General features: G+C 71.1%; 19 protein-coding genes. 11 read left to right on the top strand and 8 right to left on the bottom strand.

Annotated features, from left to right (window positions below; genetic code table 11):
* Positions 1-2 precede the first annotated feature (2 nt).
* From ACZ63E_RS37320 to ACZ63E_RS37290, 7 genes are all read left to right on the top strand, one after another.
* Positions 3-1,172, top strand: coding sequence for a ferritin family protein (locus ACZ63E_RS37320; RefSeq protein ID WP_465313867.1), 1,170 nt, complete (start codon positions 3-5; stop codon positions 1,170-1,172).
* Positions 1,169-1,543: a propane 2-monooxygenase effector subunit MimD gene (mimD, locus tag ACZ63E_RS37315; RefSeq protein ID WP_465341021.1), complete on the top strand. Its 375-nt coding sequence runs from the start codon at positions 1,169-1,171 to the stop codon at positions 1,541-1,543. Before ACZ63E_RS37320 ends, mimD begins: the two co-directional genes overlap by 4 nt.
* 40 nt (positions 1,544-1,583) lie before the next feature.
* Positions 1,584-2,621, top strand: a complete 1,038-nt coding sequence (locus ACZ63E_RS37310) for an amidohydrolase family protein (protein WP_465341019.1) — start codon at positions 1,584-1,586, stop codon at positions 2,619-2,621.
* A complete protein-coding gene (locus tag ACZ63E_RS37305) occupies positions 2,618-3,316 on the top strand; it encodes an iron-sulfur cluster assembly protein (protein ID WP_465341017.1) in 699 nt (232 codons plus the stop codon). The genes ACZ63E_RS37310 and ACZ63E_RS37305 overlap by 4 nt, the downstream gene beginning before the upstream one ends.
* A complete protein-coding gene (locus ACZ63E_RS37300) occupies positions 3,313-4,338 on the top strand; it encodes an NAD(P)-dependent alcohol dehydrogenase (RefSeq protein WP_465341016.1) in 1,026 nt (341 codons plus the stop codon). Before ACZ63E_RS37305 ends, ACZ63E_RS37300 begins: the two co-directional genes overlap by 4 nt.
* A gap of 10 nt (positions 4,339-4,348) precedes the next feature.
* Positions 4,349-6,040, top strand: a complete 1,692-nt coding sequence (gene groL, locus ACZ63E_RS37295) for a chaperonin GroEL (RefSeq protein WP_465341014.1) — start codon at positions 4,349-4,351, stop codon at positions 6,038-6,040.
* A gap of 67 nt (positions 6,041-6,107) precedes the next feature.
* Entirely contained in the window at positions 6,108-6,335 is a 228-nt protein-coding gene (locus ACZ63E_RS37290; RefSeq protein WP_465341012.1) for a hypothetical protein, read from the top strand.
* Between the two features lie 3 nt (positions 6,336-6,338).
* On the opposite strand, the gene ACZ63E_RS37285 is transcribed toward ACZ63E_RS37290, so the two are convergent.
* The 3 genes from ACZ63E_RS37285 to rox all read right to left on the bottom strand — a co-directional run bounded on the left by ACZ63E_RS37285 (position 6,339) and on the right by rox (position 10,654).
* The gene (locus ACZ63E_RS37285; protein WP_465341010.1) at positions 6,339-6,938 is read right to left on the bottom strand and encodes a hypothetical protein; all 600 of its coding nucleotides are present in this window, start codon (positions 6,936-6,938) and stop codon (positions 6,339-6,341) included.
* A 91-nt stretch (positions 6,939-7,029) separates the two neighbouring features.
* The gene (helR, locus tag ACZ63E_RS37280; RefSeq protein WP_465341192.1) at positions 7,030-9,189 is read right to left on the bottom strand and encodes an RNA polymerase recycling motor ATPase HelR; all 2,160 of its coding nucleotides are present in this window, start codon (positions 9,187-9,189) and stop codon (positions 7,030-7,032) included.
* Between the two features lie 28 nt (positions 9,190-9,217).
* A complete protein-coding gene (rox, locus tag ACZ63E_RS37275) occupies positions 9,218-10,654 on the bottom strand; it encodes a rifampin monooxygenase (RefSeq protein ID WP_465341009.1) in 1,437 nt (478 codons plus the stop codon).
* A 255-nt stretch (positions 10,655-10,909) separates the two neighbouring features.
* On the opposite strand from rox, the gene ACZ63E_RS37270 reads away from it, so the two are divergent.
* Entirely contained in the window at positions 10,910-11,563 is a 654-nt protein-coding gene (locus ACZ63E_RS37270; RefSeq protein WP_465341007.1) for a GNAT family N-acetyltransferase, read from the top strand.
* The gene (locus ACZ63E_RS37265; protein ID WP_465341191.1) at positions 11,445-12,005 is read left to right on the top strand and encodes an LmrA/YxaF family transcription factor; all 561 of its coding nucleotides are present in this window, start codon (positions 11,445-11,447) and stop codon (positions 12,003-12,005) included. The genes ACZ63E_RS37270 and ACZ63E_RS37265 overlap by 119 nt, the downstream gene beginning before the upstream one ends.
* 6 nt (positions 12,006-12,011) lie before the next feature.
* Here ACZ63E_RS37265 and ACZ63E_RS37260 read toward each other — a convergent pair whose 3' ends face one another.
* From ACZ63E_RS37260 to ACZ63E_RS37245, 4 genes are all read right to left on the bottom strand, one after another.
* The gene (locus tag ACZ63E_RS37260) at positions 12,012-12,440 is read right to left on the bottom strand and encodes a sigma-70 family RNA polymerase sigma factor (RefSeq protein WP_465341006.1); all 429 of its coding nucleotides are present in this window, start codon (positions 12,438-12,440) and stop codon (positions 12,012-12,014) included.
* A gap of 65 nt (positions 12,441-12,505) precedes the next feature.
* Entirely contained in the window at positions 12,506-13,288 is a 783-nt protein-coding gene (locus ACZ63E_RS37255; RefSeq protein WP_465341004.1) for an SDR family NAD(P)-dependent oxidoreductase, read from the bottom strand.
* An 18-nt stretch (positions 13,289-13,306) separates the two neighbouring features.
* Positions 13,307-14,293, bottom strand: coding sequence for a glutathione S-transferase family protein (locus ACZ63E_RS37250; RefSeq protein ID WP_465341003.1), 987 nt, complete (start codon positions 14,291-14,293; stop codon positions 13,307-13,309).
* Positions 14,294-14,301: 8 nt separating this feature from the next.
* The gene (locus tag ACZ63E_RS37245; RefSeq protein ID WP_465341001.1) at positions 14,302-14,769 is read right to left on the bottom strand and encodes a MarR family winged helix-turn-helix transcriptional regulator; all 468 of its coding nucleotides are present in this window, start codon (positions 14,767-14,769) and stop codon (positions 14,302-14,304) included.
* A gap of 107 nt (positions 14,770-14,876) precedes the next feature.
* Between ACZ63E_RS37245 and ACZ63E_RS37240 the strand changes: the two genes are divergently transcribed.
* A complete protein-coding gene (locus ACZ63E_RS37240; RefSeq protein ID WP_465340999.1) occupies positions 14,877-15,434 on the top strand; it encodes a YceI family protein in 558 nt (185 codons plus the stop codon).
* A gap of 21 nt (positions 15,435-15,455) precedes the next feature.
* Here the strand turns inward: ACZ63E_RS37240 and ACZ63E_RS37235 are convergent, their stop codons facing one another.
* On the bottom strand, positions 15,456-16,061 hold the full coding sequence (locus ACZ63E_RS37235; RefSeq protein WP_465340997.1) for a TetR/AcrR family transcriptional regulator: 606 nt from the start codon (positions 16,059-16,061) through the stop codon (positions 15,456-15,458).
* A gap of 54 nt (positions 16,062-16,115) precedes the next feature.
* On the opposite strand from ACZ63E_RS37235, the gene ACZ63E_RS37230 reads away from it, so the two are divergent.
* Positions 16,116-17,045, top strand: coding sequence for a pentapeptide repeat-containing protein (locus tag ACZ63E_RS37230; protein ID WP_465340995.1), 930 nt, complete (start codon positions 16,116-16,118; stop codon positions 17,043-17,045).
* The last annotated feature ends 7 nt before the right edge of the window (positions 17,046-17,052 follow it).

The raw sequence follows: 17,052 nt of genomic DNA, 5'->3' as shown, positions 1-17,052 counted from the left end.
CCATGACAGCCACTTCCGAACGCAGTGTGCCGAAGCCGACGTTCACCGACGCCGAAGCGGGCGCCAAGGTCTTCCCGGACTCGGACGCCCGCCGGTACAACTACTTCACCCCGGCCAAGCGCAAGCAGAGCCACTACGAGGACGTCACGGTCGAGGTCCAGCCCGACCCGCGGCACTACCTGTCCCAGGGCTGGCTCTACGCCTTCGCCGACGGCAAGGGCGGCTACCCGCTGGAGTGGACCGCGCTGAAGGCGTGGGGCTCGGACCGGCCGGTGCCCGAGCGCAGCCCCGGCTCCGGCGGCAAGGGCTACGACTGGCCCGCCCACGGCTGGCACGAGTTCCGCGACCCCAACGAGGAGTGGGAGCTCACCCTCTACCGGTACAACGCGAACGTGGTGCGCCAGCTCAACCAGAACATCGACGCGGCGCGGCAGGCCAAGGCGTTCGAGCAGTGGAACCCGAACTGGGTCGACTTCGTCGCCAAGCACGTCGGCGCCTGGATGCACGTCGACCACGGCCTCGGCCTCTACCTGTACGCCAACGCCAACCGGCGCGCCCCGACGAACATGCACAACAACGCGATCTCGGTGAACAGCATGCACCGGATCCGCGCGGCGCAGGACCTGGCGCTGTACAACCTGACGCTGACCGAAGAGGTCGACGGCTTCGACGGCAGCGCCCACCTGACGACCTGGGCCGAGGACCCGGCCTGGCAGGGCGTGCGGGAGACCGCCGAGCAGCTGACCGGGATCTGGGACTGGTGCGAGGCGATCTTCGCCGCGAACATCGTCTTCGAGCCCCTCGTCGGCGAGCTGTTCCGCAGCAACCTGGTGCAGCAGGCCGCGCCGGCGAACGGCGACTTCGTCACCCCGACGCTGATCGGCGCCGAGGAGTTCGACTTCTCCGAACGCGACCTCCGTTACACGAAGGCGATGTTCCACCTCCTGATCAACGACAAGGAGTTCGCCGGGCACAACCAGGCGCTGCTGCAGAAGTGGCTGGAGGAGTGGGTGCCGAAGAGCATCGCCGCCGCCCGGGCCCTGCAGCCGCTGTGGTCGCAGCCCGACGCCAAGCCGATCCGGTTCGAGGACGGTCTCGACCGGGCGAAGAGCCGGTTCGCCGGAATCCTGTCCGAATTGGGCCTCAAAGCACCGGAGGAGCTGAGCCAGTGACTGTCTTCAAGACCGCGGAAAGCCCGTACAAGACGAACAACACCGCGTCCAACATGTGCGGCTTCACGCTGATGAACAACCAGGTCGGCGCGATCATCGCGGAAGTCATGGCGAGCAAGGACAACGTGACCGTGACGCCGTTGCCTTCGATGATCCGCGTCGACGCGCAGGGCCGGACCGACCTCGTCTACGCCGAGGTCGACGAAGCCGCCGGCGAGGAAGAGGGCTGGTTCAACGCGGCCGAGTTCGAGGAGAGCATGTCCACCCACTACGGGCGGATGATCCACGAAGACGACCGCACGATCATGTTCGCCAACCCCGAGGACGCGGCCGAATACCTCGACTTCGACCTCAAGGTCATCACCAAGTAATTCAGGCAGGAAGCACTCGATCCGCTCAGGAGGGTCACCCGTGTACGAAAAAGACGGCGAAAAGTATTTCGTAGTTGACGCCCACACCCATTTCTGGGACGCCAGCCCGGACAACTGGGTGAAGGGGCAGGAGGAATACGCCAAGGGCTGGATCGAGTGCTTCCACGCCTACCAGGGCCTCGGCCCGAAGGAGACGCACTGGCCGATCGACCGGTTCCAGAAGTACTCCGAAGAGCTGATGATGCACGACCTGTTCGAGGTCGGGCACGTCGACACCGCCATCTTCCAGCCGACCAACCTGCGGCAGTGGTACACGAACGGCTTCAACACGACCGAGGCCGACGGCGCGCTCGCCGCGAAGCACCCCGGCAAGTTCCTGGTGAACACCACCTTCGACCCGCGTGAAGGCGACGAGGGCATGAAGGCGTTCGAGGAACGCGTCAAGAAGTACGGCTGCAAGGGTGTCAAGCTCTACACGGCCGAGTGGCGCGGGGACTCCCGCGGCTGGAGCCTCAAGGACCCGGAAGCCGCCAAGTACCTCGAGAAGTGCGAGGAGCTGGGCGTCAAGAACGTCCACATCCACAAGGGCCCGACGATCTGGCCGCTGGACAAGGACGCCTTCGACGTGTCCGATGTGGACCACGTGGCGACCAACTTCCAGGGCCTGAACTTCATCGTCGAGCACGTCGGCCTGCCGCGCATCGAGGACTTCTGCTTCATGGCCACCCAGGAGCGCAACGTCTACGCGGGGCTGGCCGTGGTGGTCGGCGGCCTGATGCACGCCCGGCCGAAGTTCTTCGCGAAGGTCATGGGCGAGCTGATGTTCTGGCTCGGCGAGGACAAGCTGATCTTCGGCGCGGACTACGCCATCTGGGAGCCCAAGTGGCAGGTCGAGGGTTTCGTCGACTGGAACATGCCCGGTGACGACGACCTGTCGGACTTCCCGCCGCTGACCGTCGACCAGAAGAAGAAGATCCTCGGCCTGAACGCGGCCCGGCTCTACGACATCGACGTGCCGAAGGAGCTGCAGCTGGCGGCGCCGGAGAACGTCGAGCCCGTCGGCGTGCCGAACTCATGACCACACTGGTCACCAGTGTCCGGGCCGCCGTCTGGGCGGCACTGGGCACCGTCCGGGATCCCGAACTGGACGAACCCCTCACCGATCTGGGTTTCGTGGCCCGCTGCGAGGTGAGCGCGGCGGGCCACGCCGTCATCCGGCTGCGGCTGCCGACCTACTTCTGCGCGCCCAACTTCGCGTTCCTGATGGTCGCGGACGCTTACGACGCCGTCGCCGGGGTGCCGGGCCTGACCGGGCTCGACATCCGGCTCGACGACCACTTCGCCTCCGATGTCATCAACCGCGGGGTGGCGGCGCGGCAGGGGTTCGTCGCGTCGTTCGAGGGTGAGGCGGTCGACGAGCTCGACACGCTGCGCCACGACTTCGTGCGCAAGGCCGTGCTCGCCGGCACCGACCGCGTCTGCCGGACCCTCGGCGGGCGCGACCCGCGGTCGCTGACGCTCGGCGACGTCCCGCTCGGGCCGGACCTCGAGCGGCTGCGCGCCCGGCGCCGTGAGCTGGGCCTGCCCGCCGAGGACGGCGACCCGCTGCTGCTCGACCCCGCGACCGGGGCGGCGGTGGCTCCGGCCGACGCGAAGCGCCACCTGGCCTTCGCCCGGCTGACCCGCACGAGCATGGAGGCCAACTCCGGCGTGTGCCGCGGCATGCTGCGCGCGCGGTACTCGCTGACTTCGGATGAGGAGGGCACGGGATGAAGGCCGTGCGGCTGCAGAAGTACCACCAGCAACCGGTGATCGAAGAGGTGCCGGAGCCGCGCGCCACCGGGCCCTTCGATGTCGTGGTCAAGATCGGCGGGGCCGGTGTGTGCCGCACCGACCTGCACATCATCGAAGAGCAGTGGGCCGAGAAGTCCGGCGTCGCGCTGCCGTACACGATCGGCCACGAGAACGCGGGCTGGGTGCACGAGGTCGGGCCAGCGGTGACGAACGTCGCGGTCGGCGACACCGTCATCCTGCACCCGACGCCGACGTGCGGGCTGTGCCACGCCTGCCGCGCGGGCGACGACATGCACTGTCCGAACGGGAGCTTCCCGGGCATCGACAGCGACGGCGGCATGGCCGAGTACCTGCTGACGTCGGCGCGGGCGTGCATCAAGCTCGACCCGGCGACCCAGCCCGAAGACGTCGCCGCCCTGGCCGACGCGGGCATCACCGCCTACCACGCGGTGCGCAAGGCCGTTCCGCTGCTGTACCCGGGCACCACCTGCGTCGTCAACGGCGCCGGCGGCCTCGGGCACATCGGCATCCAGTCGCTCAAGGCGCTCACCGCGACCCGCGTGATCGTGGTGGACCGCAACGCCGACGCGTTGAAGCTGGCGGCCGAACTGGGTGCCGACGAGACGGTGCTGGGCGACGGCAAGCAGGTCGACGCCGTGCTCGACCTGACCGGCGGCGACGGCGCCGAGGTCGTGCTCGACTTCGTCGCCGAGCAGGGCGCCCAGCAGGACGCCTTCGCGATGACCCGGCGGGCCGGCTCGCACTTCGTCATCGGCTACGGCAGCAACATCGACATCCCGACGATCGACATCATCTCGACCGAGCGGAACGTCATCGGCAACCTGGTCGGCACCTACAACGACCTCGTGGAGCTGATGGTGCTCGCCCAGGCCGGGAAGGTCACGCTCCACACGAAGAAGTACCCGCTGGACGCGGCTCTCGACGCACTCGCCGACCTCGATGCCGGACGCGTGCGCGGTCGGGCCATCCTCACACCCTAGGAGCAGGAACATGGCGAAGGAACTGCGGTTCGGCTCGGACGCCCGCGACCTGCTGCTGGCGGGCGTCGACAAGCTGGCCGAAGCGGTCAAGTCCACGTTGGGTCCCAAGGGCCGCAACGTGATCATCGAGAAGATCACCGGTTCGCCGGTGGTCACCAACGACGGTGTCACCATCGCGCGCGAGATCCACCTGAAGAACCAGTTCGAGAACATGGGCGCGCAGCTGGTCAAGGAAGCGGCGATCAAGACCAACGACGTCGTCGGCGACGGCACTACCACGGCGACCGTGCTGGCTCAGGCCATCGTCCACGAAGGCATGCGGGCGATCTCGGGCGGCGGCAACCCGGTGCTCGTCAAGCGCGGCATCGACCACGCCGTCGGGCTGCTGGTGGCGCACCTGGAGAAGCAGGCGCACCCGGTGGTGTCCGAACAGGACTACGCGCGGGTCGCGGCGATCTCGGCCAACGACGACGACGTCGTCGGCGCGGTGATCGCGAAGGCACTGCACACCGTCGGTGACGGCGGGGTGGTGACGGTCGAGGAGTCGCCCACGATCGGCATGAGCGTCGACTTCGTCGAGGGATTCGAGTTCGACAACGGCTACCTCTCGCCGTACCTGGTCACCGACCCGGGCCGGCTGGAGGCGGTGCTCGACGACCCGTACATCCTCATGTGCGCGGAGAAGATCACCCGGGTGCAGCAGCTGATGCCGTTGCTGGACAAGGTGATGCGCGACCCGCGGCCGCTCGTCGTGATCGGCGAGACGGTCGAGGGCACGGCCCTGCAGATGCTGATCCACAACCACGTGAACGGCACCTTCCAGTCGGTGGCCGTGCGCGCGCCCGGGTTCGGCGACCGGCGGCTGCACAAGCTGGAGGACCTCGCGGCCATCGTCGGCGGCGCGGTGCTCTCGCGCCACTCCGGCTTCAGCATGGAGACGATGACGCTGGAGCACCTCGGCCGGGCTAAGCAGGTCCGCGTCACCGAGAACAACACGACCATCGTGGGCGGCGCGGGTTCGGCCGGCGCGGTGGAGTTCCGGGTCGGGCAGCTGCGGGCGGAGCTCGAGCGTGCGCAGTTCGGCGTCGACGAGGACGTGCTGACCGAGCGGATCGGCGCGCTGACCGGCAAGGTCGCGGTGGTGCGCGTCGGGGCGGCGACCCCGGCGGAGCTGAAGGAGCTGCAGCACCGCGTCGAGGACGCCCTGTCGGCGACGCGGGCGGCGATGGCGGAAGGCATCGTGGCGGGCGGGGGAGCGGCCCTGCTCCACGCCGAGAAGGCGCTCGAAGGTCTCGGGCTGGAAGGCGACCAGGCGATCGGGGTCGAGATCGTCCGGCGCGCGCTGGCGGAACCGGCCTACCTCATCGCCCACAACGCGGGCCACCCGGCGCACGAGATCGTCGCGCACACCCGCGAGCTGGGCAACGACGAGGGCTTCGACGCCCTGCACGACCGCTACGGCGACATGATCGCGCTCGGCGTCGTCGACCCGCTGCGGGTGTGCCGTTCGGCGGTGCAGAACGGGGCTTCGGTGGCCGGGCTGCTGCTGACGACGAACTCCCTGATCGCCGAGGAAGCCACTCCGTGGGGCGGCAGCGCGGCGCTGATGACCGAGTTCGGCCCGCTGGACGAAGGCCTGCACCAGCCCTCGCCCGACGCGAGCACGCCGCAGTCCCTCGGGATGGGCCCCTCCGTCGGCTGAGGACCGCCTGCGGAGTGTGGGGGTCTCCCCGCCGGTGTCCTGAGCGCCGGCGGGGGACCTTCACGTCGTGCGGGCCACGCCGTCCGGTGCGACGCTGGTGATCATGACGCACTACACGATGGTCCAGGCCCTGGCGACCGTGACGGACCTCGAAGCCAAGGGCTTCCTCGGCACGGTCGGCAAGATCGCCGCGGCGACGGTGATCTTCTTCATCGCGATCGGCCTGGTGGTGGGCTTGCTCCTGGGCTACTTCATCGGCCGGTCGGTGGGCCGGAAGCAGGGCCCGCGAGCCTGAGCCTCAGGTCACCAGGCCGTGGCTGGCCAGCTCGCGGCCGGCCAGTTTCTCGATGACGTCGCGGTCCCGCTCCCGCCAGCCGGTCGCGACTTCGCCGTCCGAAGCCAGCTTGCGCAGTGGCTGGGTCACCAACGCTCGCAGCGCCAGCAGATCGAGGCCCTCATCCCCGAGCGCTCGCAACCGGGCCGCCGCCGTTGCGCGGCGGGTGAAGTGCCAGCGCAGCGGCAGCCACGTCGCCAGCAACGTCAGCACCGGCAGCGCGATGATGACCGCCGCCATCCACCAGGCGAGGTTCTCCACCGCCTCGATCTGCCAGCGGCCCGAGTCGACGAGCTTGGTGCCGACGTCGGAGCCGCCGTGGAGTGCCTTGGCGAGGGCGTCGCCGACGAGCGGGAGGCCGCCGGCCGAGTTCGCCGCCGAGTCGAACGTGCCGCGCAGCCCCGTTCCGGCGTCGACGAGCCCGTCACCCGGGGCGCGCAGCTTCATGACCTCGTCGTACACCGTGGTCCCGAGCCACACCGCGACCACCACGACCAGCAGGGCGAGCAGGTCGGCCAGGAGCTGGGCGGTGCGGCGGATCGGCCGTTCGGCGTAAAGCTGCATCGGGACGCCTTTCGCGGTGGGGGAGCGCGGGCGTCGGCAACGTACCCGCGCTCCCCGCCGGCGAACCGTGGGCCGGCCAAGGACAGCACAGCTAGCTCCGGACCACCTCCGCGAGCCCGGCCAGCGCCGGGGGCAACGCGCCTTCGTGCAGCACGCCGAGGCGCTGGGTCGCCCGGGTGAGGGCCACGTACAGGTCGGCCGCGCTGGCGGCGAGGATCCTCGCCGGCTCCACCACCAGGACGGCGTCGAACTCCAGGCCCTTCGTCTCCGACGCGGGCACCGTGCCCGGCACCCCCGGCGGCCCGATCACGACGCTGGTGCCTTCCTTCCCGGCCTCCTCGCGGACGAACTCCTCGATCGCCGCCGCCCGCTCGTCCGCGGTCACCCGCCGGGACCACGGCGGGACGCCGCAGGCCCGGACCGACTCCGGCGGCTTGACCTCCGGCGCGAAGTCCGCGAGCACCGAGGCGGCGACCGCCATGATCTCGGCCGGCGTGCGGTAGTTGACCGTCAGCGAGCGGTAGGCCCAGCGGCCCGGCACGTACGGCGCCAGCATGGCGTCCCACGACCGCGCCCCGGCCGCCGAGCGGCGCTGGGCGAGGTCGCCCACCACCGTGAACGACCGGCCCGGGCAGCGCCGCATCAGCACCCGCCAGTCCATTTCGGACAGTTCCTGGGCCTCGTCGACGACGACGTGCCGGTAGGTCCAGTCCCGGTCCGCCGAAGCGCGCTCGACGAGGCTGCGCGTGTCGTGCTCGACGAACCGGTCGGCCAGGTCCTCGGCGTAGAGGAGGTTCTCGGCCGAGAGCAGCACGTCCTCGTCCATCTCCTCCCGGTCGAGCTTCATCGTCTGGAAGACGCCTTCGGCGTACTCGGCCTCGGCCTTCCGTTCCCGCGCGGCGGCGGCTTCGGCGGCCTTCTCGGCCGTCTTGTCGTGGCCCAGCAGGTCGGTCAGCTCGTCGAGCAGGGGCACGTCCGACACCGTCCAGGCGTCGCCGCGGGCCCGGTGCAACGCCGAGTCCGCCGGGGCGGAGGAGTAGAACGAGGACAGCAGGCCCTCCGGTGTCAGGACCGGCCAGAGCTCGTCGAGCGCCGCCGCGAACTTCCGGTCTTCGGCGAGCTCGTCGAGCAGGCCCGCGCGGAACTGCTCCCACTCCTCCTTGTCGTCCCGGCTGAGCCAGCCGCGGCCGATCCGGCCGATCGCCCGTTCGGTGAGCACGTAGGTGATGATCTCGGTGAACGTCGCGCGGGCTTCGTTGTGCGCCAGCCCGCTGTCGCGGGCCTCCTGCCGGGCCCACTCGGCGGTCTCGGCGTCGATCCGCACCGTGACGTCCTTCAACTGGATCGGGATCGGCTCCGCCGGCAGCCGTTGCCGGTCGGCGACCGCCGCCTTCAGCACGTCGAGGATCTTCAGCGAGCCCTTGAGCCGCGCGGCTTCCGGAGTGTCCTCGGCGGTGACGTGCAGGCCCGGGACGAGCCCGCCGGCGGTCGTGAACACGACGTCCGTCTCGCCCAGCGAGGGCAGGACGCGGCCGATGTGGTCCAGGAACGCCGGGTTGGGCCCGACGACCAGCGCGCCGTGGCGTTCCATCCGCTCCCGCTGCGTGTAGAGCAGGTACGCGACGCGGTGCAGGGCGACGACCGTCTTCCCGGTGCCCGGCCCGCCTTCGATCACGAGCACACCCGGGTGGTCGAGCCGGATGATCTCGTCCTGCTCGGCCTGGATCGTCGCGACGATGTCGCGCATGCCCTCGCCGCGCGGCGCGTTGACGGCGGCCAGCAGGGCCGCGTCCCCCTGCGCCTGCGCGTCCGGGCGGCCGAGGTCCTCGTCGGTGAACCCGAGCAGCCGCCGGCCGCGCGTGTGGAACTGCCGGCGCCGCCGCATGTCCTCCGGGTTCGCGCCGGTGGCGGTGTAGAACGGGCGCGCCGCGGGCGCCCGCCAGTCGAGCAGCACCGGCCGGTACTCGTCCTCCTCGTCGAAGAGGCCGATCCGCCCGATGTGGGAGACCTCGCCCGAAACCGCGTCCAGCCGCCCGAAGCACAGCCCGTTGTCCACGACGTCCAGCCGTTTCACCTGACGGCCGAGCGCGCGCACGCCGACGTCGCGTTCCATGGCGCCCGCGCCGTCGCCCCGCAACGCCGCCTCGTACTCGCCCTTCACCCGGGCGCGCTCGGCGTCGAGCCGCGCGTAGAGCCCCGCCACGTAGCCGCGTTCGGCCCGCAGCTCTTCTTCGTACCCCTGAGACAAGATTCCCTCTTCGTGGTCGGACAACAGCGTTTCAGGCGGTGGGCGCGCCGAACCACTTGTGCAGCGCCCCGGACAGGTCCGCGCCGTCTTCCCCGGCCCAGACGACGTGCCCGTCCGGGCGCAGCAGCACCGCGGGCACGTCCAGGTCCTCGCCGACGGCGGTGACGTCGATGACGTGGTCGACCCGGTCTTCCCAGCCGGCCGGCGAAAGCGAGCCGGTCTGGTCGAGCAGCAGGCCGCGGCCCGCGTGCAGCAGCCCGTAGAGGTGCCCCTGCTTGAGCTCGACGTCCCGCAGCCGGCGGCCCAGCAGCGGGTGGCCCTCGCCGAAGTCGTAGCGGATGCCGATCCCGATGATCTTCTCGGTGAGGTGCCGGTTGACCTCGTCGAAGTCCATCAGCTCCGCGAGCAGCCGGCGCGCCGCCTGCGGGCCCGGCTCGAGCTGCATCAGCTCCATCTGGGCGCGGGTGTTGTTGAGGACGTCCTCACCGACCGGGTGCCGCTCGGCCTCGTAGCTGTCCAGCAGCCCGGCCGGCGCCCAGCCGTTCACCTCGGCCGCGAGCTTCCAGCCCAGGTTGAAGGCGTCCTGGACCCCGAGGTTGAGTCCCTGGCCGCCGGTCGGCGGGTGGACGTGGGCGGCGTCGCCGGCCAGCAGCACCCGGCCCACCCGGTAGTGCTCGGCCTGCCGGGTGGCGTCGCCGAAGCGGGACAGCCAGCGCGGCGAGTGCACGCCGTAGTCCGTGCCGGCGGTCTTCCGCAGCTGCTCCTTGAGCTCCGCCAGCGTCGGTGGGGTCCGGCGGTCCTCGGCGACCCCTTCGGCGGGGACGCCCACGCGGTAGGTGCCGCCCTCCACGGGCATGAAACCGAAGCGCTTCTGGGTCTTGCGGACCTCGATGTTCGCGGTGTCGATCTCCTCCCGCGACACCGTCACCTCGACCTCGGCCAGCAGCGTCTCGATCCGGCTGGGCTCACCGGGGAAGCCGACGCCGAGCAGCTTGCGCACCGTGCTGCGCCCGCCGTCGCAGCCGACGAGCCAGCGCGTCCGCAGCCGTTCGCCGTCGGCCAGCTCGACCGTGACGCCGTCGTCGTCCTGCTCCAGCCCGGTCACCTCGCGGCCGCGCCGGACCTCGGCGCCGGCCTCGACCGCGTGCTCGGCCAGGAGCCGGTCGATCACGGGCTGGTGGATGCCGAGCGTGTAGCCGTGCGCGGTGTCCAGCCGCTCCGGCGAGGGCTTCGGAATTCCCGCGAAGAAACCCCCGACCGGGTATTTCGTGCCCAGTTCCAGGAACCGCTCCAGCAGCCCCCGCTGGTCCATCACTTCGATGCTCCGCGCGTGCAGGCCGAGCGACCGGACGACCTTGGTCGGCTCCGCGTCGCGCTCCAGCACGAGCACGTCGACGCCGTGCAGCCGCAGTTCGGCCGCCAGCATCATGCCGGTCGGCCCGCCCCCGGCGATGATCACGTCAGACAAGAGACCCCCTGGGAAATTCCCGCGTTTGTGCAGGTTGTGGCTTCGGTCGAGAATTGTGGGGGACAACCGGGGTCTTGCCGCAAGCCCGGGGGTGCGCTATATATTAGTTACGGAAGGGAGTGGTCTTTCCTCTCTCCGCTTCGGGAGCGTCTTCCCAGGTCCAGCCTTCAGGCACGGTCGCAGACTTTTCGCGCGCCGTCGATCTATGACAGCGGTCATAGTGTGTTCCGGGCCGCATCGTGCTGTGATGGGACTATGACAGCCGTCATGGAGATCCGGGAGCTGGGCGACCGCCCGGCGGACCGGGAGTGCGTGGCCGCGCTGGTCGCGGCCTGCTCGCCGGACAGCCTCCGGCGGCGCTTCATCATGGGCGGCCCGGCCGAGCCGGGTGACGTCTTCCGGCGCTGCCAGCGGTTCCTGCTCGCCGGCTCACCGGCGTTGCTGGCCACCCGCGGCGGGGTTCCGGTGGGCCTGCTGAACTTCGTCGCGGAAACCCCGGGCGAGGCGGAGATCGGACTGCTGGTCGCCGACGCGTGGCAGCGGCAGGGGATCGGCAGCGCGCTGAGCCGCTGGTTGTGGGCGTCCGGGCGGTTCCCGGGCTGGGTCGTGCGGGGCACCGTGCAGGCCGGGAACACCGGGGCCGAGGCACTGCTGCTGCGCCAGGGCTTCCGTCCGGTCCCCGCTTTCGAACGCGGAGAGCGTGACTTCGTCCTGGTCGTTCCCGGCTGGGCTACCATGACGGACGTCATGAAGGAGGCAGCCGATGACGAGGACACCGCGCGAGCGGATGGTGCTCAGCGCCGCGCAGCTGGTGCGGATCCACGGTGTCGGGGCGACCGGCATGCGGGACGTCGTGGCGCACGCCGAAGCCCCGCGGGGGTCGCTGCAGCACTACTTCCCGGGCGGTAAGGACCAGCTGATCGCCGAGGCGGTCACCTGGGCGGGCGACTACGCGGCCCGGCGCGTCGCGCGCGTCACCGCGAAGCTCGAGGACCCGACCCCCGGCAAGCTCTTCGCGGCGATGGCCGCCCAGTGGCGCGAGGAGTTCACGGCGCAGGGCTTCGACGCCGGCTGCCCGCTCGTCGCGACGGTCGCCGACACCGTGGCGACCAGCGACCTCCTGCGGGAGGCGGTCGGCAAGGCCTTCGACGGCTGGCAGCGTCCGCTGGCGGGCGCGCTCGAGGACATGGGCGTCCCGGCGGCCCGCAGCACCTCGCTGGCGGTGCTGATGCTCAGCACCCTGGAGGGCGCGATCGTCCTGGCGCGGGCGCACCAGGACGTCGCCCCGCTCGACACGGTGGTGGCGGAGCTGCGCCCGTTGCTCGACGCCGCCGTGTCCACTGTGGACTAGACGCGCCTACGTCGGCGCGGGGAGGCTCGAGGTGCCGTCCGCGTGGGACGGCGTCGCGCCTCGCGGGTCCGGTGACGCCAGCGGGCTCGTGGCGAGCACGCAGATCGACATCACGAAGGCCGCGCCCGCCAACGCGGCGCGCCGCACGCGCGGGACCACCACCGGCCGGGTTTCCAGCTGGTCCAGCCCCCGGCGGAGCAGCGCCTCGACCCGGCCCGGCGAACGGCCGAGGGTCTCCGCGATCTCGGCCGTGCCGAGGTCCAGCCCGTAGCGCAGCACGAGGACCTCGCGCTGCGGCCGGGGTAGCGCGTCCAGCTCCGTGAACGTCGCGCGCGCCCGCTGTCTCCGCGACCGGCGCACCACGGTCGCGCGAAGGCGGCAGGCCGCGCGGTCGCCCAGCGGGGCGCGGAGCCGGAGGAAGGCCTCTTGCGCCACGTCTTCGGGAGCGTCGGCGCCGAGCAGGTGGGCGAGGCGGGTCAGCGGGCCCGCCGGTTCAGTCCTCAGGTGTGCGTGCCGCCGTCGATCCGGATCTCCGTGCCCGTGATGAACTTGCCGTCGTCCGACGCCAGCATCGCCACGACCCCCGCCACCGTCTCCGGGCCCGCCACCGGGTTGCCCACCTCGGTCGTGTGGTCGGCCGGGATGATCGGCAGCAGCCGGCCGAACAGGGAGAAGTCGGCGTCCTGGGGCAGCCAGCTCGCCGCCGAGTCCGTGATGCCGCTCTTCACGCTGCCCGGCGCGATGCTGACCGCGCGCAGGCCCTGCTTGCTGTACTCCAGGGCCAGCGAGTGCGTGAACGCCTGGATGCCGCCCTTGCTCGCGCAGTACGCCGCCATGTACGGGTGGGCGAACGACGCCGACGTCGAGCTGAAGTTGACCACGACGCCGTGCGCCGAGGTGAGCAGCGCCGGCAGGGCCGCGCGCGTCACCAGGAACGTGCCGGTCAGGTTCACCGCCAGCACCCGGTTCCACAGCTCCAGCGACGTCTCGTGCGTGTGCGACGCCAGCAGGATGCCCGCCGCGTTGACCAGCACGTCGAGCCCGCCCAGGGCCTCGATCGCCGAGGCCACTCCCGAGGCCACCGACGCCTCGTCGGCCACGTCCATCGCGAACGTCGTCAGACCGGGCCGGTCGGCGGCCTGCTGGGTACCCAGCAGACCCTCCTCCGAGACGTCGGTGCCGATGACCCGGGCGCCCTCCGCCAGCAGGCGCAGGGTGGTGGCCCGGCCGATGCCGGAGCCGGCTCCGGTGACCAGGATGCGGCGGTCGCGCAGGCGTTCCATGGCGATCACCGTAGCCAGTCAGGCCAGGGCGGGCACCTGTTCCGCGGCGGGCGGCGGGCCCGGCGGGGTGCCGTCGCCGAACGGGCGGCCGCCGAGCTGCTCGCGGTCGTGCGGGGTCAGCCAGCCGGACACGTCCGGCCCGAGCGGGACGATCCCGCTCGGGTTCACGTTCTTGTGCACCACGTAGTAGTGCTCCTTGGTCTGCGCGAAGTCGATCGTGTCGCCGAACCCGGGTGTCTGGAACAGGTCGCGCGTGTAGGCCCACAGCACCGGCAGCTCGGTGAGCTTCTGGCGGTTGCACTTGAAGTGGCCGTGGTAGACCGCGTCGAACCGGACGAGCGTGGTGAACAGCCGGACGTCGGCCTCGGTGATCGTGTCGCCGACCAGGTAGCGCTGGTCCGCGAGCCGCTCCGAAAGCCAGTCCAGGCGCGAGAACAGCTTGCGGTACGAGTGCTCGTAGGCCTCCTGGGACCGGGCGAACCCGCATTGGTACACGGCGTTGTTGACGTCGGTGAACACCTTCTGCGCGACGTCGTCGATCTCGTCGCGCAGCTTCTCCGGGTACAGCTCCGGCGCGCCGTCGCGGTGGTACGCGGTCCACTCGGTGGACATGTCCAGCGTCATCTGTGCGAAGTCGTTGGTGACGACCTGGCCGCTCGGGACGTCGACGAACGCCGGCACGGTGATGCCGCGCGGGTAGTCGGGGTCGCGCTTGAAGAACGCCTCCTGCAACCGCTCGATGCCGAGCACCGGGTCCTTGCCGCCGGGGTCGAGGTCGAAGCTCCAGCTCCGCTCGTCGTGCACCGGCCCGGCGATGCCCATCGAGAGCGCCGGCTCGAGGCCCAGCAGCCGCCGGACGATCACCGCGCGGTTCGCCCACGGGCACGCCCGCGCGACGACCAGCCGGTAGCGGCCGGCCTCGACCGGCCAGCCGTCGCGGCCGTCGGCGGTGATGCGGTCCGGGATGTAGTTCAGGTCGCGCTTGTACTCGCCCTGGTCGGTCATCGGCGTCCTCAGCAGTCGTCGGTCGGGGGAGTGGCCTCCATGGCCGCGGCCAGCCGGGCCAGCACGGGCCCGGCGGTGCGGATGTCCCCGGCGCTCAGGTGGTCGAACACCGAAGCCCGCACACGGGCGAGGTGGCCCGGGTAGGCCGCCTCCAGTTTGGCGAGTCCGGCCGCGGTCAGCACGGCGTTGGACGCGCGGCCGTCTTCGGCGCACCGGCGCTTCTCGACGAGCCCGCGCCGCGTGAGGTCGTCGACCACCCGGCTGATCCGGCTGAGCGACAACGCGGTGGTCGCCGCCAGCGCGGAGATGCGGAGCAGGTGGCCGGGCGCCTCGGACAGCGCGACGAGCACGCCGTAGTCGCTGATCGTCAGCCCGGTCTCGGGGAGGAACTGGTCGTCGAGGGCGCGTGGCAGCACCGTCGTGATGCGGATCAGCGACCGCCAGAAGGCGGCTTCCTCCTCGTCCAGATCACCCATACCGGCAGTCTATCCAAAGCTTGCTTGCGCAACCAGTCATTCTGAGTACAGTGTTGTTGAGCCCTCAATCACCGGGGGGACGCCAGCACGAGGAGAGAAGACCAGCGATGACCACCGCGACCACGTACCCCCAGCTCACCGGCGAGTACACCCTGGACGCCGCCCACTCGCGGATCGGGTTCGTCGCCCGGCACGCGATGGTGACCAAGGTGCGCGGCAGCTTCAACGACTTCACCGGCACCGCGACGATCGACGGTGACGCCCCGGAGAAGTCCTCCGCCCAGGTGACCATCCAGGCGCACAGCATCGACACCCGCAACGCCGACCGCGACGGGCACCTGAAGAGCAACGACTTCCTGTCGATGGACGAGTACCCCACGATCACCTTCGCCACCACCGAGATCAAGCAGACCGGCGAGACCAGCTTCGACGTCACCGGCGACCTGACCCTGAAGGACGTCACCCGTTCGGTGACGATCCCCTTCGAGTTCGAGGGCTCGGCCAAGGACCCGTTCGGCAACGACCGGATCGGCTTCGAGGGCTCGACCACGATCAGCCGCAAGGACTACGGCATCACCTGGAACGCCGCCCTCGAGACCGGCGGTGTCCTGGTGAGCGACAAGGTCACCCTCGAGTTCGAGATCTCCGCGATCAAGAACGCCTGACCCCGGGAGCGGAAGCCGGGCTCAGCCCCGGTTTCCGCTCGCCCGCAGGTTCGCGATCCCGACGTCGAGCGCCGCTTCCAGGTGGTCGATGCGGCCGGTTGAGAGCATCACCACCACGCCGCCCTGCAGGCCCGCCAGCAGGGCGGCCGCGGTGCGTTCGACGTTCAGCTCCGCGCTCACCTCGCCCGCCTCCCGCAGCCGGCGGATGCCGGCCTCCAGCTCGTTCTGCCAGCCGCGCAACAGCTCCGTCACCACGGCCTGCGCGCCCGGGGTCGCTCGGCCCAGCTGGGAGATCAGCACGTTGAGCGGGCAGTACTGCCCGCGCTCGCGGTAGTGCGAGACGACCGTGTCGCGCCAGCGCTTCCACGCCGCCCACGAGCCCAGCTCGCCCAGCTGCGGCTGCTGGGCCGCCATCACCTGGCCGGCCTCGAACCGCGCCACCTCCAGCAGGAGCTCTTCCTTGCCGTCCGGAAAGTAGTGGAAGAGCTGGCTCTTGCTGGTGCCGGTGCGCGCCCGGACGTCGTCGAGCGTCGTGACGGCGACCCCGCGCTCGCGGATCTCCGCCGCCGCGCCTTCGATGATCCGCTGCCGCGTCGCGGCGCCCTTCTTCGTCAGCGTTGGACTCACAGGTCCACTTTAAACCGGTGTCGCCGAGCCGGGCCGGGACGGGACAATCCCGGCATGTCCACGCTCACCCCGTTCCCGGTCCTCGCGCTCATCGGTGCGGTCTCGGGCGCGGTCACGGCGTGGCTGCTGCTCCGCCGCGACCGGCCGGCCGAGGTCCTGACGCCGTCGGCGCGGCCGGAACCGATGCCGCCGGACGTCCTGGCGGACCTGCTCGCCGACGAGGGCGCGGCACGCCTCGCCGCGCTGCGGGACCTGGCCGAAGCGGCCGACGAAGACCCCGAACTGCGCCAGGAGTGCGTCGACGAGGTCCTCGCCCAGCTCCGCGACGGCGGTCCGCACGCGCCGCTGTGGGAGCTGCTGCGGCCGCGCTTGCGGCGGGCCGGTCCGCGGTTCTGGCCGGACATGGACCTGCACGTCGGGTACGCCGTGCTGCCCGCGGTCGACCTGCGCGGGTGCTCGGTGCGTGACGCCGTCTTCCGCGGTGTCCGCTTCGTCGGCGACGCGCGCTTCGACGACACCGTCTTCACCGGCCTCGTGAGCTTCGAAGGCTCGTGCTTCGCGAGGCACGCCTCGTTCCGCGACACCCGGTTCGCCGAGGGAGCGGACTTCGAGGGCGTCACGTTCACCGGGACGGCGGCGTTCGCCGGGAGCACCAGCCACGGCGAAACCTGGTTCGACAACGCGCGGTTCTCGGCGCTGACGGACTTCTCGGCGGCCGAGTTCACCGACGACGCGTCGTTCGCCGGCGCGGGCTTCGCCGGCCGGACGACCTTCCGCGACGCCCGGTTCACCGACGCCTTCTTCGGCGGCGCCCGGTTCAGCGGTCACGCCGACTTCAGCGGCGCGACGGCCACCCGGTTCCGGTTCCCCAGCGCGCGGGTCCGCACGGACGTCCACGTGGTCCGCACGTGGCCGGACGGCGTCCACGCGGGCGAGCCGGTGCCGTGGCGCCCGGGTTTCTGGGCCGAGCTGCACGGCTCGTGACCCGCCG

This window comes from Amycolatopsis sp. NPDC104819 (assembly GCF_055583145.1).
This window is presented reverse-complemented; position numbering and strand designations above follow the sequence as displayed.

What these genes read in the sequence shown, in the direction of transcription:
- ACZ63E_RS37250 (WP_465341003.1), bottom strand. Translation starts at nt 14,293, where the DNA reads ATGACCGACCAGGGCGAGTACAAGCGCGACCTGAACTACATCCCGGAC.
- ACZ63E_RS37320 (WP_465313867.1), top strand. Translation starts at nt 3, where the DNA reads ATGACAGCCACTTCCGAACGCAGTGTGCCGAAGCCGACGTTCACCGAC.
- ACZ63E_RS37285 (WP_465341010.1), bottom strand. Translation starts at nt 6,938, where the DNA reads ATGCAGCTTTACGCCGAACGGCCGATCCGCCGCACCGCCCAGCTCCTG.
- ACZ63E_RS37255 (WP_465341004.1), bottom strand. Translation starts at nt 13,288, where the DNA reads ATGGAACGCCTGCGCGACCGCCGCATCCTGGTCACCGGAGCCGGCTCC.
- ACZ63E_RS37270 (WP_465341007.1), top strand. Translation starts at nt 10,910, where the DNA reads ATGACAGCCGTCATGGAGATCCGGGAGCTGGGCGACCGCCCGGCGGAC.
- ACZ63E_RS37305 (WP_465341017.1), top strand. Translation starts at nt 2,618, where the DNA reads ATGACCACACTGGTCACCAGTGTCCGGGCCGCCGTCTGGGCGGCACTG.
- ACZ63E_RS37240 (WP_465340999.1), top strand. Translation starts at nt 14,877, where the DNA reads ATGACCACCGCGACCACGTACCCCCAGCTCACCGGCGAGTACACCCTG.
- ACZ63E_RS37300 (WP_465341016.1), top strand. Translation starts at nt 3,313, where the DNA reads ATGAAGGCCGTGCGGCTGCAGAAGTACCACCAGCAACCGGTGATCGAA.
- ACZ63E_RS37230 (WP_465340995.1), top strand. Translation starts at nt 16,116, where the DNA reads ATGTCCACGCTCACCCCGTTCCCGGTCCTCGCGCTCATCGGTGCGGTC.
- groL (WP_465341014.1), top strand. Translation starts at nt 4,349, where the DNA reads ATGGCGAAGGAACTGCGGTTCGGCTCGGACGCCCGCGACCTGCTGCTG.
- ACZ63E_RS37245 (WP_465341001.1), bottom strand. Translation starts at nt 14,769, where the DNA reads ATGGGTGATCTGGACGAGGAGGAAGCCGCCTTCTGGCGGTCGCTGATC.